This window comes from Methylobacterium hispanicum (assembly GCF_022179285.1).
GTDB lineage: Bacteria > Pseudomonadota > Alphaproteobacteria > Rhizobiales > Beijerinckiaceae > Methylobacterium > Methylobacterium hispanicum.
In genome coordinates this window covers 77124-91328 of sequence record NZ_BPQO01000007.1, presented here as the reverse complement: position 1 = coordinate 91328, position 14205 = coordinate 77124, and the positions used below count along the sequence as shown (strand labels likewise).

Sequence of the window (14205 nt, the reverse complement as noted above, 5' to 3'; positions counted from 1 at the left end):
GCCAAAAATTATTCAAAGATCAATGACATCGGGCGATTTGCGAGGACTTGCGGTCGCCAGAGGCCGACGTGGACGGATCATTGCCGCCAGGAGTGTGGTGCCGAACCGGCCACCTCATTTGGTCAACCCGGCATTCCGGTGCCGAGCACCATTATTCTGCACTGAAGCAACCTAGAGCGAAGAAGGGGGGCCGTTTCGAAGGCGGCCCTTCGGCTTGGCTGCTGAAGCGAAGCACCTGTTCTTCGAGCCCGCCTCGGCCTCGCCGGGGATGCCGACCGCTTCCGGTCGTGTGCCCCACAAGGCGCCTGCCAAACCGACGTTCGCGAGCGCGAGCACCGCCAGAAGGGCATAGGCCAAATCGGGGCCGCCGTAGGTGAGGACCGTGGCCCCCAGCGACGGAGCAAGAGCCTGGGCGATCAGGCTCGGCCGGGCGAGCCGCCCCGCCAGAACCGGGTAGCGTTCCGACCCGAACAGGGCGAGCGGCACCGTGCCTCTCGCGATCGAGTAGATCCCGTTGCCGGCACCGTAGAGCACCAAGGCGATGCCGACCGCAGGAATGCCCACTGCCAGGATTGCCAGCCCGAGCGCCACGAGGGCCATGGCCACGTTTAGCGTCCAGAGCGGGTGGTGCCGCCCCTTATTGGCCATCTCGATAACGCGGGCTCCGACCTGGGACGGCCCGATCAGGGCGCCGTAGGATACGGCGGCGGCAAAGGCCACGCCGCGTGCCTGCAGCAAGGTAATCAGGTGGACCGAGATCAACGTCATCACGGTGCCGCCGAAAACCAACACGCCGGCCATCAGCGCGAAGGCGCGCCGTTCCCGCGAGGTGAGCGGCGCTTCGCCAAGGTGTTTTACGTCCCCGCCGTTAGCCAAGGCAGGCGCCTCAGGGATCAGACCGAGCACCAGGGGAAGCGTGACGAAGAGGTGCAGCCCGGCATAGGCAAGACATGTCGAGCGCCAGCCGACCTGCTCGACGAGAAGGGCCGAGAGCGGCCAGCAGACGGTGCTGGCGAACCCACCCCATAGGGTCAGGGTGGTGATGGCCGGGCGCGCCTCGTCGCCGTAGAGCCGGCCGAGGGTGGCGAAGGCCGGGTCGTAGAGGCCGCAGCCCATCCCGAGCCCAATGACCAGCCAGCCGGACAGGAACACCGGAAGGTTCGGTGCCAGTCCGATCACCAAGTGGCCACCCGCTAGCAGCAAGGCCGCCGATACAAGGACCGGCCGACCCCCGTGCCGGTGGATGGCGATTCCGACCCGGGGCGAGGCGATTGCCGCCACCAGCAGGCCGATGGACAGCCCCCCGACCACCCATGCGAGCGGCCAACCCGTGTCGGCGGCGATGGGCCCCGCCAGCACCGCCGGCAAGTAGAAGGACGAGCCCCAGGCGAGGATCTCCACCACGCCCAGGGCCGAGATGACGACGAGGCGGTTGTGGACCTCAGACCTCACGGGAGGCAGGCTTCAGCGCCGCTGCCTTGCCGGCCGCGCCACGCTCGTACCAGCCCTGCGAGCGGTTCACGATCCATACGACGGAAAGCATGACTGGGACCTCGATGAGGACGCCGACCACGGTGGCCAGCGCCGCGCCCGAGTTGAAGCCGAACAGGCTGATCGCGGCCGCCACCGCGAGCTCGAAGAAGTTCGAGGCGCCAATCAGTGCCGAGGGCCCGGCCACGCAGTGCTGCTCCCCGGCGACCCGGTTCAGGAGGTAGGCCAGCCCCGAGTTCAGGTAAACCTGGATGAGGATGGGGACCGCGAGCAGCCCGATGACCGCGGGCTGGGCCAGGATCTGCTCGCCCTGGAAGCCGAACAGCAGCACCAGGGTCGCCAGAAGTGCGGCGAGCGAGGTGGGCCCGAGCCTGGCGAGCAGCCGGTCGAGGGCGGCCCGCCCGCCGGAGGCCAGGAGGCCACGGCGGATCACTTGCGCGACGACGACCGGGATGACGATGTAGAGCGCCACCGACAACACCAGCGTCCCCCAAGGCACGGTGATGGCCGAGAGCCCGAGAAGCAGGCCAACGATGGGGGCGAAGGCCACCACCATGATGGTGTCGTTGAGCGCCACCTGGCTCAGGGTGAAGTACGGCTCGCCTCGGGTCAGGTTCGACCAGACGAACACCATGGCGGTGCAGGGGGCCGCCGCCAGGATGATGAGCCCGGCGATGTAGCTGTCGACCTGGTCGGCCGGCAGGTAGGGCCGGAACAGGGTGCCGATGAACAGCCAGCCGAGCGCGGCCATCGAGAAGGGCTTCACCGCCCAGTTGATGAACAGCGTCACGCCGATGCCGCGCCAGTGCCGCCCGACGTGGCGCAGCGAGGCGAAGTCGATCTTGAGCAGCATGGGGATGACCATGAGCCAGATCAGGACGGCGACCGGCAGGTTCACCTTGGCGACCTCGGCCGCGCCGACGGCGTGGAAGAAGCCCGGCATGACGTGGCCGAGCGCGATGCCGGCCACGATGCAGAGGGCGACCCAGAGGGTCAGGTAGCGTTCGAAGGTGCTCATGGTGTCCTCAAGCGGTGGCGACGCGGCGGCCGCGCTCGTCGACGACGCGCTCGCCGTCCTCCTTCACGAACTCCCCCTGCTGGTCCGGCAGGAGGTCGAGCACCGCCTCCGACGGCCGGCACAGGCGCACGCCCATCGGGCTCACCACCAACGGACGGTTGAGCAGGACGGGGTGCGCCTCGACCGCGTCGAGGAGTTGCTCGTCGGTCAGCGCCGGGTCGGCGAGGCCGAGCTCGGCGTAGGGCGTGCCCTTCTCGCGCAGGACATCCCGGACCGAGAGGCCCGCGCGGGCGAGCATCTGCTTGAGGAGCGCCCGGTTCGGTGGCGTCTTCAGGTACTCGACCACGTGCGGCTCGATGCCGGCGTTGCGGATCATCGCCAGGGTGTTGCGGGACGTGCCGCAGGCGGGGTTGTGGTAGATGACGACGTCCATCACGCGACCTCCGGGCGGGCCGAGGTCGCGCCGGCCATCTGGCCGATCTCGCGGACCTTCGACGACAGGGCGACCTGGTCGAGGCTGCCGAGCGGCAGGGCGACGAAGGCCGCGATCCGATTCTTGAGGTAGCGCTGGGCGGTGACGAAGGCGCGCTTGCGCTCCATCTCCGAGCCCTCCGCCGCGGCGGGGTCCTCGATGCCCCAGTGGGCCGTCACCGGCTGGCCCGGCCAGTACGGGCACGTCTCGCCGGCGGCGTTGTCACAGACGGTGAAGACGAAATCCATGACGGGGACTTCGGGACCGGCGAACTCGTCCCACGACTTCGAGCGCAGGCCCTCCGTCGGGTAGTCGCTTTCCCGCAGGACCTGCAGCGCCAGCGAGTGCGGCTCGCCCTTCGGTCGGCTGCCGGCCGAGAAGGCGCGGAAGCGCCCGCCGCCCTCCTTTTTGAGCATGGCCTCGGCCAGGATCGAGCGGGCCGAGTTGCCGGTGCAGAGGAACAGGACGTTGTAGACTGGCTCAGGCATGGAGGGTGTCCCCGGTGGTGCAGTCGCAGGCGGCGAGCGCGGCGACGGCCGGGGCGCACACCTCGGGGTGGCCCTGGCAGCAGTCACGCATGAGGAACTGGACGAGGTCGGACAGGCCGGCGTAGGCGGCGCTGTAGATGACCGACTTGCCCTCGCGCCGGGAGGTGATCAGCCCGGCGTGCGAGAGCTCCTTCAGGTGGAAGGACAGGTTGTTGCCGGCGACGTTCACCGTCTCGGCGAGGACGCCCGCGGCGAGGCCGCCCGGACCGGCGGTGACCAGGGCGCGCACGACCCGGAGCCTATGCTCCTGGCCGAGGGCGGCGAAGGCGGCGAGGGCTTGCCGTTCGTCCATCGAATGACCTACATATCAACTATCGTTGAAACATAGAGGAGTTAAGCGCCTTGGACAAGCCCCAGCAGCCGTTCGCCGACGGGGTGCCGAACCTCTCCGAGGCGCATTTCGAGGTGCCGACCGAGGAACGGATGGCGCCGCCGACGCCGCTCGACCATGCGCCTCGATTCCTCGTCCTCTACGGGTCGCTCCGGGATCGGTCCTTCAGCCGGTTCCTGGCCTACGAGGCGGCACGGCTGCTGGAGGCGATGGGCGGGGAGGTCCGCATATTCCACGCGGACGGGCTACCGCTGCCCGACGACGCGCCCGTCGAACATCCGAAGGTGCAGGAACTCCGGCAGCTCTCGATCTGGTCGGAGGGGCAGGTCTGGGTCAGCCCGGAGCGGCACGGCAACATGACCGGGGTGATGAAGGCCCAGGTCGACTGGCTGCCGCTGAGCGAGGGCTCGGTGCGCCCGACGCAGGGGCGGACGCTTGCGGTGATGCAGGTCTCGGGCGGATCGCAGAGTTTCAATGCGGTCAACAGCCTGCGGGTGCTGGGGCGCTGGATGCGGATGATCACCATCCCGAACCAGTCGTCGGTGCCGATGGCCTACAAGGAGTTCGATGACGCCGGCCGAATGAAGCCCGGGCCGCTCTACGACCGGGTGGTGGACGTCTGCGAGGAGCTGATGAAGTTCACTCTCCTGATGCGTGGACGGGCCGACTACCTCGTCGACCGCTACTCCGAGCGTAAGGAGCGCGAGCCCGAGCGCCTCAAGGGCGTCGCCGCCGACATCGGGTTCGTGAAGCGGTAGACGGACCGTTCCCCCGTGGAGCGAGCCTCGGTCCCGGCCTGCGGATTGCGCTGTCAGCCTCCCTTACGGGCGTAGCGGCCCTTGTCCCGCGGCTCGAAACACCGACGGTGGAAGACCCGCACATCCAACTGCCGAGGCTCCTAAGAGGACGGAGGCGCCGTGAGCAAGGAACCGCGGCGGCATCGACGCTTTCCGTTGGTATTCAGCGCAGCCGAGAGGTACCGGCTGCCTGGATCGAGTTTAGCCGCGAAAGTAATTGCATATGGATTGGTACGACCGCCGCGAACCATGGCAGGCCCAGGCCGACGACGCCCGCGATGGGGCCGCCACCGATTACAGCCGGGTCATCCACTCCGCGTCGTTCCGGCGTTTGCAGGGCAAGACGCAAATCCTGAACCTCGGCGACAGCGACTTCTACCGGACGAGGCTCACCCATTCGCTTGAGGTCGCGCAGATTGCCGGCGGGATCGCGCGGCGGTTCGAGAAGGTTTATGCCGACCATGCCGCCCGGCAATACATCCCGGACCTCAGCATGATCCAGGCCGTGGGCATGACCCACGACCTCGGCCACCCCCCGTTCGGCCACGGCGGCGAGGTTGCCCTGAATTTCTGCATGCGCGGTGCCGGCGGTTTCGAGGGCAACGGCCAGACCCTGCGCATCCTGTCCAGGCTGGAAAAGTTCTCCAAGGTCGCCGGCGCGAACCTGATGCGGCGCACCCTGCTCGGGGTTCTGAAGTATCCCGTGCCCTTCAGCCTCGCGATGAACGTGGACATCCGCCCCGCCCTCCACGTCGGCCCGGAGTCGATCCGGATCATCGACCGCGAGGCCTCCAAGCCGCCCAAGTGCTACCTGGATTGCGAGCAAGACGTCGTCGACTGGATCCTCGCCCCACTCAGCGAAAAGGACCGCAACGCCTTCACCGAGGCCCGCGATCAGGAGGGCAAGCACCGCAAGCCCCTCCACAAGTCGTTCGATTGCAGCATTATGGACGTCGCCGACGACATCGGCTTCGGCATCCATGACCTGGAGGATGCCCTCGCCCTTGGCCTGGTAACGCGGGTGGATTTCGAGGCGCACGTGACCGAGGAGAAGAGCTCAAGTTTCCTCAACAGTCTCAAGGAGAAATACCCGGAGGAGTTCGGCAACAACGTCTATGAGGGATTCCTTGATCGGCTGTTCGGTGCCGGCGATACCCGGAAGAGGTGCATCGGCCGGATGGTCCATCACCTGATCACGAACTGCGTGATCGAGACCAGGGAGGAGTTCGACGAGCCCCTCGTTCGATATCGGGCTGCCATCGAAGCCGGAGCGAACACCTTCCTGGAAGCGCTGAAGGAACTGGTCCGGGAGGTCGTCATTCGCAGCCCGGGGGTCCAGCACCTCGAATTCAAGGGTCAGGGTATGGTCGTCGCGGTGTTCGAGGCCCTCGCCTCGGAGCCGAAGTCGTTCCTGCCGCGGTCGACCTACGAGGCGTACGAAAAGGCGCCTGACGGTCGGCGCGTAATCTGCGACCACGTGGCCGGCATGACCGACGCCTTCCTCATGCGCACTTACGAGCGCTTGTTCAGCCCGAGGATGGGTTCCGTGTTCGACCGCCTCTGACCGACCCGCCGCCCGGTTTAAGCGAGCGACCCGTGTTTCCTTCCTGCTCCCGGTCCACGTCAACCCCAGATGCGTGAGGGCTTCACCGATGCCGAAGGGGCGGGCAGGCCGGGGCGACCTCCCTTCCGGCGCCGGCGGAATGCTGAGGCGGCAGCCTCGCCCCGCTCCATCTTGCCGGGGCGAGGCAGCGCCACGGCGCCGTGGGTCATCGGCATCCGCATAAGACCGTCGAACAGCGTTGCATGTTGCTCGGTTCGGCGGCTGCTCGTCACGACCCCTTTCGGTTCCGACTTTCGGAGATGCCCATGAAAGTCGTGCTGGCCTCCTGGCAGTTCTGGGCGTTGTTCTCGGCGGCATTTGCCGCGCTGACGGCGATCTTTGCCAAGATCGGGATAGAGAACATCAACTCGGACTTCGCCACATTCATCCGTACGGTGGTGATCCTGTGCGTCCTCGGCGCGCTTTTGGCCGGCACGGGCCAATGGAAACCACTCGATTCAGTTTCGGGACGAACATACCTGTTTCTTGTCCTATCGGGGCTCGCCAACGGTGGATCGTGGCTCTGCTACTTCCGCGCCCTGAAGCTCGGGGATGCCGCCCGCGTGGCGCCCATCGACAAGTTGAGCGTCGTCCTAGTGGCGGTCTTCGCGATCATGTTCCTCGGAGAACGCCTGACCGTCCCCAACTGGTTGGGCGTCGACCTGATAGCGGCCGGCACGATCCTGGTCGCCTACAGGAGCTGAAGGCTGGCCGCGTGCCCTTTCGCCCGGAGGCGTACGCAGGAGAGCGACCGGGACGCCGCGACCAGCACGCGCGTTGGCCGATCGCCATCGAGCGCTCTCTGCATTCGTTCCTGCGCCCAACGTCCAGGCCCTTGACGCTCGCCGTCCAAGAACACTGCTGGCGGCGACTAGGCCGCGTCCGTCTTCCGCCCGGCAGGCGACTTGCGTCGGCGCGCTCGATGGATGGCCGGGGCCACGCCGCCGTTCCTGGCGTAGCGCGAGCGCCTGGGTGACGGGCCCCGCCACTCTGCCGAGCCCCGGAGCATATTGGCCAAGCGCCCGACATCCAAGCCGTCGAGAAGCTCAGGGAAGCGCAGCGCCCATAGCTCCAACAACCGGTCCCAACTTCCGCTGCGGACCAGCCGGCGCACGGAATTCGTGAGGTTCCGTTCGTCGCCGAACCGCTCCGGCATCCTCCGCCATGAGAGGCCGGTCCGCAGCGCCAGGATCACCGCCTCCAGCAGCATCCGGCCGGGAATGCCCGGGGTGCCCTTGAACGAGATCTCGATGGACGAATGCAACAGCGGCTTCGAGGCCAGCCATTGCTCGTCGGTGAGCGCATCCTGGCCATCCAGGGCATGGAAGCGTGCGGCCGGCCCCCTGCGCTTGCGCCAATCATCACCGCCAACCTTCCAGCGCGCCCGCGCGGCCTCGACCGGGCCGAGGTCCAGTCCGGCCACGAAGGAAGGGTCCGCCTCGCGAAGGAGGTCAATCAGGATCTGGTCCCCCGCGGCATAGACGAACCGCGAGAGTGCACGCCGCATCTCCGGCGCGTCGCCGAACGCCGCCGACAGCAAAGGCAGGCCCGTCCGGAGCCGGAGCAGGAGGGCGTCGACAAGGGCCCGCGTCGGGATGTGGCGCGAGTCATTCCTGTGGCCCGTGACGTCCGGGAGGTGCTTGGCGACGAGGGCCCAACGCGCGTCGTCGATCCGATAACCTCCGCTTGCCATAAGCCGCTCGGCGTCTTCGCGAAGGCGGACGTGGCGGCCCATCGGCTGCTCGACATCGACATGGATCACGTCCAAGCCAACACCGGGCGAGCCGCAGCTCCCGTCCTCCTGTAGGAACGCCAAGAAGTCCAGGTGGATGGCCAGGCCCAAGGTCCCCGCCGGCCGGCCATCCCGCATGACCACCACCCGCTGGACGAGGCGGGCAAGGGCGGCGGAGACCTTCGCCTCCGCCTCCGTCAAGGCCCTGAATGGCACCCGCTCGATAAGGTGATCCAACGTGGCGGAAAGCGTTCGAAGCCTCTCACCGGCTTCGTCCACCTCGGGCAGCTCGGCGAGGTCCGCCGAACGGGCCTGAAGGTCTGCGAGCTCCCCCGTCAGGCGGCTCCTCTCCTCGGACAACAGGTCGGATGGGTAGGTCGATTCAAGCTCCTTGACGAGCGCCCGGCGAAGCTGTTCGCGGGTGACCGCAATCTTACGCTCAACATCCGCACGGGCGGCACGGCGGGCGGCGGAGGCTTCACGTAGCGAGCGGTCGACGGCAGCCGCGAAATCCTCCTCGCCGACGAAGGACCGCAGCTTGCCGCAAACGGCTGTGAGGACGGCGCGCTCCACGGTCTCGTGCATAACGGAGTGACGCCTCGCCGGGCAGCAGCCCCCGTCCGACCAGACGTTGCAGGTTAGCTGTCGACCACCCAAGGTGAACCGCTGGCCTTCGACCCCGGCGCAGTCGCACGTCGCCTTTCCGGCCAAGAAGTGGCTGTGCTCGAACTTCTGCTTCCCCCGGGGGCGTCGCTTCTCGTTGACAGCGAAAAACAGATCGTCTGGCACAATTCGAAGGTGATCGAAGTAGTTGCGCGTCATCTCGCTCGGATGCCGACGCTGGACGGCGACCTTCCCCGATTTGCGGTCGAACGTATTCAAGGTAAATGGATAGTACCATCTACCCGTATAGGCCAACTGGCCCAAAACGTTCGCAACGGTCGATTTCGTCCATCTGCAATCCTTCGTCGGTCCTGCAACCCCGCGTTCCTTCATGATCCGGCCGATGCTTCGGTAGGAAATTCCCGCGGCTGCCATTTCAAAGATTGAAAATATGGTCTTCTCTTCCTCGGGGTGACGCACGAGGAAGCCCCTTTCTTCGCCGTACCGATATCCGAAGAACGCACCGGAATGGGCGCCGCCCTGGGCAGCGTGCTGGAACCTGCCCATGCCCATGATCAGGGTGCGACGGTCCCGATCCGCCTCGGCCTTGAGTGCCGCTTCGATGACCTCCTTCTTGTTCAGTGCCTTGAAGTCGCCGGCGCTATGAAATTCCACGCCAAGCTCATTCAATTGCTCGCATACTTCGACCGCATCGTAAGTTTCGCGGGACCACCGGTCAAAGTCCTCAACCATGATGACTTTTATCTTGCCAGACCGACAGTCTTCGAGCAAACGCTGCAGGCTTTCACGATCACGCATTGATCGGGCACTTCGAGCAGGGTCGTCATACAGCACGTAAATCGCGTAACCAAGCTTCCTCATGTAAGCGGTTACAACCTTGACCTGACGCTCGATGCTCATCTCCTTCTGCTTATTAGACGAGTAGCGAGCGTAGAGGCCCACGGGCACAAGCTTGTCCGGTGGGCCGAAGCCGTCACGGCGTTCGACATCCAGGTTCCGTCGAAGGGCCAACCGGTCCAGAGGGCACAATGCCGTCGTATCGACCACCTGCCGCAGATCCACGGCGCCAGGCATCAGGTCGGTCGTCCGTTCACCGTGGGCCATCGCAACGCCGCTCCATGCGAAGAGAAGGAAGAATTGCTTGCCTGAGGACGCGATAGCCGGGACGTGCGCGGGTTCGCTTTACGTCCATCTCGGTGCGCCGGATGGCTTTCGTTTGACTCCGCCCGAGACCGTCACGTTCTCCTCGACGCACATGGCCGGGTCGCAAGCGGTCATCCTTCCAGGCATCCCGGTAGCGACCGGCGTTCGAATCCATGCCGCGCGGCGCAACGTACGCTTCGGCTAGCTCCCGCCGACAACCGACTTCGGGCGCTTGGCCGTGATTTTCGTCTCTCCCGTCCACGGGGCCGGGTCTCCGCTGCACCATCGCGACGTGAATTTCGCATCCTGGCCGGAGCATTTCGCGTCACGGCGACATCTAATTCCAGGTCGCCCGCGTACAAGTCCCGACCGGCAACTTTCCTATCCTGTCCGCGCGCGTCCAGCCTTTGGGCGTCCGACCGTTCGGCGGCCATCCCCACCAAGCCCTCGAACAATGCGTCTAAGACCGTGAGCGGCCGTCCTGAACTGGACGATTCGCCCCGAAACCTCTGGATGCCGAACGACATCGTTCGCTCCCCCTGTTCCATTGAAATTACCCCTGGATCGCGCATGGCGGCAGGCGTACGAGAAACGCGCGGCGGCCGCCCCTTCTGGGACGGCCGCGCCGCATCGACGAAACGTGGGTGAAGTCTCTAATTATACCGCAGGTATATATAACTGCAATACCGGAGGCCGATCCGGAACTCGTCGCCATGTGCGGCGACCGACGGGACGAAAGGGCATCGCGGCCGCACGCGGTGCCGAAGGTAGCCTGTCCAGTTTCAAGAGACCGTTCCCGTTCTCGATGAACCTCAAAGGTCGATGCGGAAGCGGTATGGCGCGTTACGACGCCGCGGAACCGCCACCCGACTTGCGATATCCGCGAGCGCCACCTCCGACCTTGTCGTCCCAGTCCCCGTTGCGAATGCTCCGTCGGTACGGGCAGGTGTCCAGGGCGTCGGCTTCGGTCCGTACCAAGCAGCCCGTGAAGGGCATTCACGACGTTTGCCGGGCGGCTAGGCTCGGAGCAATCGGCCTGCTCCTGAGGAGCAAAAGCACAGCCGCTGACCGAGATGACGTGGGAACCGATGGCCCCCAGGGCCATCCCGGAGAGCACTGACCCTATGCCTGTCGTCGGTGCTGCCGGGCCGTTGCCGAATTCCCCTTACCGAAGTTCCCGCAATCCACAGGTCGACACGACCATCCTGGTCCGGCGCGGCGAGGGTGATGGTCAAGCAGGCGGATCGGCGGTAGAATATACTGGCGATATAAATACGACGCTGGTGCCGCCAAGTGCCGATAGGGTTTGGCTGCCCCTGCGCCAGTGGTCGGACGGTATCGCGACGTCGAAGTCCCCCGGGCGGTAGGCTGCCCCGCCCTGCAGATCAACCGCACCGACCGCGAGCACATGGCCGCGACCGGTGTCAGACGATTTACGACTCCGGTTCCCCAGACACGAAGCGCACTCTAGCAACGGGAGTGAGACGATGAGGCACGCGAGTCCGCGCGACGTTGAGCAGGATAAGGCTCCGTCAAGCTCAACCGGAAGGGCCACACGCCGGCGCCTTCCGCCGACCAGGGAACGGTTGGGCAGGCTGAGGGCGGTATCAGATCGCGTCGTCGAATCCACCGAATACGATGAGGAGACCCAAGGAGCCTTCGTCGAGGTGATGGGTCCCGAACTGCTCGACGTCGCGTTCGACGAACTCGGGGACCTCGCCTTGGTCCGAGGCGAGCTATCGGACAGCTTGCGGCTGCATGTTTCGGCCCTGCAGCGTCTCGACGAGGAGGACCTTTGGTGACGCAGGGCCGAAGCTGCGCCAATCCTTCCTGAGGTCCAGGTGAGTTTAGCCCGCCGGCGCTCTCGGGAGGCGCCGGACACTTCGCCAACCCTACCCGGCGCGCGTCCGCTTGCCCAGCGCGCCGTCCCAGCCTGGGAGGCGCGCATAGGCGTCCTTGCCAACCCTCTGGAAGTATCGCTCGTATTCGACGCTGATCTCGATCTTCTTGCGCGGCATCCCCTCGGATAGCGCTTCCTTGACCAAGCGGCCGCCCTTCAGCGTCGTCATTCGCAGCCGAACCATGATGTCCGCAACCGACATGCTGCCTTGCGCAGGCAGGATCTCGTAGGCTTCGTGCATCACGCGATCCCAGAACTCCTCAGAACGCACGTGGTCCAAGCGCCGGCTAATACCAATCGGCATGGTTCATAACCGATAGGCCCATTCGCGCAGTCCGAGCGACATGATCATCCAAGGCTGTGCGACGAGCTTGTTCCAAGCCTCGCAGCATTGATCGAGGATGTCCTCGTAGGAGTCGAAGATCCGGTCGCCGAGCCAGTTCTCGCGCAGGAACTGCCAGACATTCTCGACCGGGTTGAGTTCGGGCGCATGAGACGGCAGCGTCAGCAAGGTGAAGTTGTCGGGGACGACGAGGTCGGCGGCGACGTGCCAGCCGGCGCCGTCGAGGATTTGGACGGCGTGCGCGCCGGGATCGACGGCGCGGCTGATTTCGGCCAGATGCGCGTTCATGGCCGGTGTGGCGCAGCGGGGCAGGACGAGACCGGCGTCCTTGCCCTTCTCGGGACAGATCGCCCCGAAGATGTAGGCGGACGCCGTGCGCTGATCCTTGGGCGCCGTGGGCCGGCTGCCCTTGCGCGCCCACCGGCGCGGGACCGTGTTCTTCTGACCGACGCGGGCTCTCATCCTGAGGCTCTCGAAGGACGTCCTGCCACCAGAGTTCGAGCGGCGTGTCGACTGGCAGTTGGGCGCGGATCGCGCTCACGCGGGCGGGGAGGTTTTTTTAAACGCCGTCAGCGCCGCCGGGTCCTGCTGATGATGGCGCGGACGGGCCGACAGCTTGGCATAGCCCATCCGCTTCACCTCCCGTCCGACACTGCTCTCGTCGAGGCTGACGCCGAAGCGCGCGAACAGCCAAGCCGCCAAGTCCTTCAGCCGCCAGCGCACCACGCCGTCCCGTTGCAGGTCCGGCCCTTCCTCGATGGCAACCGCGAGCGCCTGCCGCTGGGCCGCGTCGAGCTTGAACCGCGGGCCGGGCTTCTTGCGCTCGATCAGGCCGTCCGGCCCGGCCGCGTTGAAGGCCAGCACCCAGTCGCGCACCGTCTGCAGGCCGACCGCGCCGATCCGCGAGGCCTGCGTCCGGCTCCCACCCTCGTAGATCGCGGCCAGCGCGAGAAGCCGCCGGCTCTGACCGGCATCGCGGCTCTTCCGCGCCAGACGTCGCAGGGTATCCGCATCGAAATCCTCGCGCAGATCCACGGCCTTCGACATGGCAAACCTCCTAGCTTGCCACATCGAATCACATCCGCCGCTTCCGCGTAAACCCGCGAGTCCTCACCCGTACCGATTGGTATTATGGGTACGCTGATTGTGCAGCAGAGATGCGGGACAATTTAAGCGCAGCAATTCCTGGTTGCCTCGCTCGTCGCCGGCTTTGCGCCGAAAACGGCCGTTTGCGGATCATTTTGGAACGAGACTTCGACTTTTCCGTCCCGTCGAGCGTTACGTGCCTGTAGGAAATGCGCACCCGCCGCCGCTCGCTGTTCACATCGTCTTCGGCGGCGGTCGTTGAACCTGCCAAGGTCGCCACACGAAATCGATCCCCGTAATTGCGGAGTTTATTCCATGACACGTACGTCTAAATTCAGAGCCTCACTCATCGCTGGCTTTGCTGCGCTCGCACTAGGCTTTGGCTTGGCAACAATCCCCGAACCGGCAGCCGCCCAAGGCCATGGCTACGGTCATTCCCGCGGTCATGGTGGCGGCTACGGCGGTCACGGTGGCGGCGGTCGGCACGGCTATGGCGGCGGACATCGCAGATCGTACAGTGGGCACGGCGGCGGTCGGCGACATGGCTATTCCGGTGGGCACGGACGCTCGGGTGGCGGCGGTCATCACAGGGGTGGTGGCCACTAGGGACACAAACTAGAAGCTTGATCCCGCAAAGATTGTCTTGAGCCCAAGCATTAGGCGAGGTTGGCGGGACTCAGTCATCGGATGACGGCAAATAGTTCGTTACTCAGAATAATTCTCCGACGTAACGAAATCCGATCCGGAAGCAAAGCACAGCCATGTTTTTTCTTCCAAATCCGAGCACAGGAGAATGATGTCGTGATGAAAAAGTCAGCAAGAGCAATGATCGCTGCGGCCTTTGCCGTATCTCCAACAGCAGTCTTCGCTCAGCATATCGATGTCAATCCGGGCGGGGTTCGGGTGGAAGGCGATAGCCACGGACGACGCGTTGTCGAAGAGCGTAGCGAGGGCGGCCATCATGAACCTCGCAGAGAGCACCACGAAGAGCGTCGAGAGGGACACCATGGCGATGCCCCGCGGGAACGTCACTGACGCCTTGAGATAAAAAGAGCTGTGAATAAGCGACGGGTGGCCATTACAGGTCGCCCCTCGTCTACATTTCAACGATATTGTC

The 14205-nt window shown here is 65.5% G+C and carries 11 protein-coding genes and 1 pseudogene; 4 read left to right on the top strand and 8 right to left on the bottom strand.

The genetic code is table 11. The features are described from left to right. Nucleotides 1–171: 171 nt before the first annotated feature. From MFF56_RS10045 to MFF56_RS10025, 5 genes are read right to left on the bottom strand one after another with little or no spacing between them, the layout of a single operon-like run. Complete coding sequence (locus MFF56_RS10045) at nt 172–1452, bottom strand: MFS transporter (RefSeq protein WP_012455864.1); 1281 nt, start codon at nt 1450–1452, stop codon at nt 172–174. Beyond that, on the bottom strand, nt 1442–2509 hold the full coding sequence (gene arsB, locus MFF56_RS10040) for an ACR3 family arsenite efflux transporter (protein ID WP_012455865.1): 1068 nt from the start codon (nt 2507–2509) through the stop codon (nt 1442–1444). Before arsB ends, MFF56_RS10045 begins: the two co-directional genes overlap by 11 nt. 7 nt (nt 2510–2516) lie before the next feature. Continuing rightward, a complete protein-coding gene (gene arsC, locus MFF56_RS10035; protein WP_012455866.1) occupies nt 2517–2942 on the bottom strand; it encodes an arsenate reductase (glutaredoxin) in 426 nt (141 codons plus the stop codon). Beyond that, the gene (locus MFF56_RS10030) at nt 2942–3469 is read right to left on the bottom strand and encodes an arsenate reductase ArsC (RefSeq protein ID WP_003596792.1); all 528 of its coding nucleotides are present in this window, start codon (nt 3467–3469) and stop codon (nt 2942–2944) included. Before MFF56_RS10030 ends, arsC begins: the two co-directional genes overlap by 1 nt. After that, nucleotides 3462–3821 carry an ArsR/SmtB family transcription factor gene (locus tag MFF56_RS10025; protein ID WP_003596793.1) on the bottom strand — a complete coding sequence of 120 codons (360 nt, stop codon included), beginning with the start codon at nt 3819–3821 and terminating at the stop codon, nt 3462–3464. Before MFF56_RS10025 ends, MFF56_RS10030 begins: the two co-directional genes overlap by 8 nt. Nucleotides 3822–3871: 50 nt before the next feature. Here MFF56_RS10025 and arsH point away from each other — a divergent pair, with 50 nt between their 5' ends. The 3 genes from arsH (at nt 3872) to MFF56_RS10010 (ending at nt 6964) form a co-directional block, all read left to right on the top strand. Next, nucleotides 3872–4618 (top strand): arsenical resistance protein ArsH, encoded by a 747-nt coding sequence (gene arsH / locus MFF56_RS10020; RefSeq protein WP_012455867.1) that lies wholly within the window; start codon nt 3872–3874, stop codon nt 4616–4618. A gap of 262 nt (nt 4619–4880) precedes the next feature. Next, nucleotides 4881–6221 (top strand): anti-phage deoxyguanosine triphosphatase, encoded by a 1341-nt coding sequence (locus MFF56_RS10015; RefSeq protein ID WP_012455868.1) that lies wholly within the window; start codon nt 4881–4883, stop codon nt 6219–6221. A 305-nt stretch (nt 6222–6526) separates the two neighbouring features. Beyond that, a complete protein-coding gene (locus MFF56_RS10010; protein WP_012455869.1) occupies nt 6527–6964 on the top strand; it encodes an EamA family transporter in 438 nt (145 codons plus the stop codon). Between the two features lie 167 nt (nt 6965–7131). Here the strand turns inward: MFF56_RS10010 and MFF56_RS10005 are convergent, their stop codons facing one another. Beyond that, nucleotides 7132–9720: a recombinase family protein gene (locus MFF56_RS10005; RefSeq protein WP_012455870.1), complete on the bottom strand. Its 2589-nt coding sequence runs from the start codon at nt 9718–9720 to the stop codon at nt 7132–7134. A 1709-nt stretch (nt 9721–11429) separates the two neighbouring features. Here MFF56_RS10005 and MFF56_RS32100 point away from each other — a divergent pair. After that, entirely contained in the window at nt 11430–11561 is a 132-nt protein-coding gene (locus tag MFF56_RS32100) for a hypothetical protein (RefSeq protein ID WP_276518062.1), read from the top strand. A gap of 90 nt (nt 11562–11651) precedes the next feature. Here the strand turns inward: MFF56_RS32100 and MFF56_RS10000 are convergent, their stop codons facing one another. After that, nucleotides 11652–11900: a hypothetical protein gene (locus MFF56_RS10000; protein WP_003596801.1), complete on the bottom strand. Its 249-nt coding sequence runs from the start codon at nt 11898–11900 to the stop codon at nt 11652–11654. A gap of 66 nt (nt 11901–11966) precedes the next feature. Beyond that, nucleotides 11967–13049, bottom strand: a pseudogene (locus tag MFF56_RS09995) (IS630 family transposase). Between the last annotated feature and the right edge of the window lie 1156 nt (nt 13050–14205).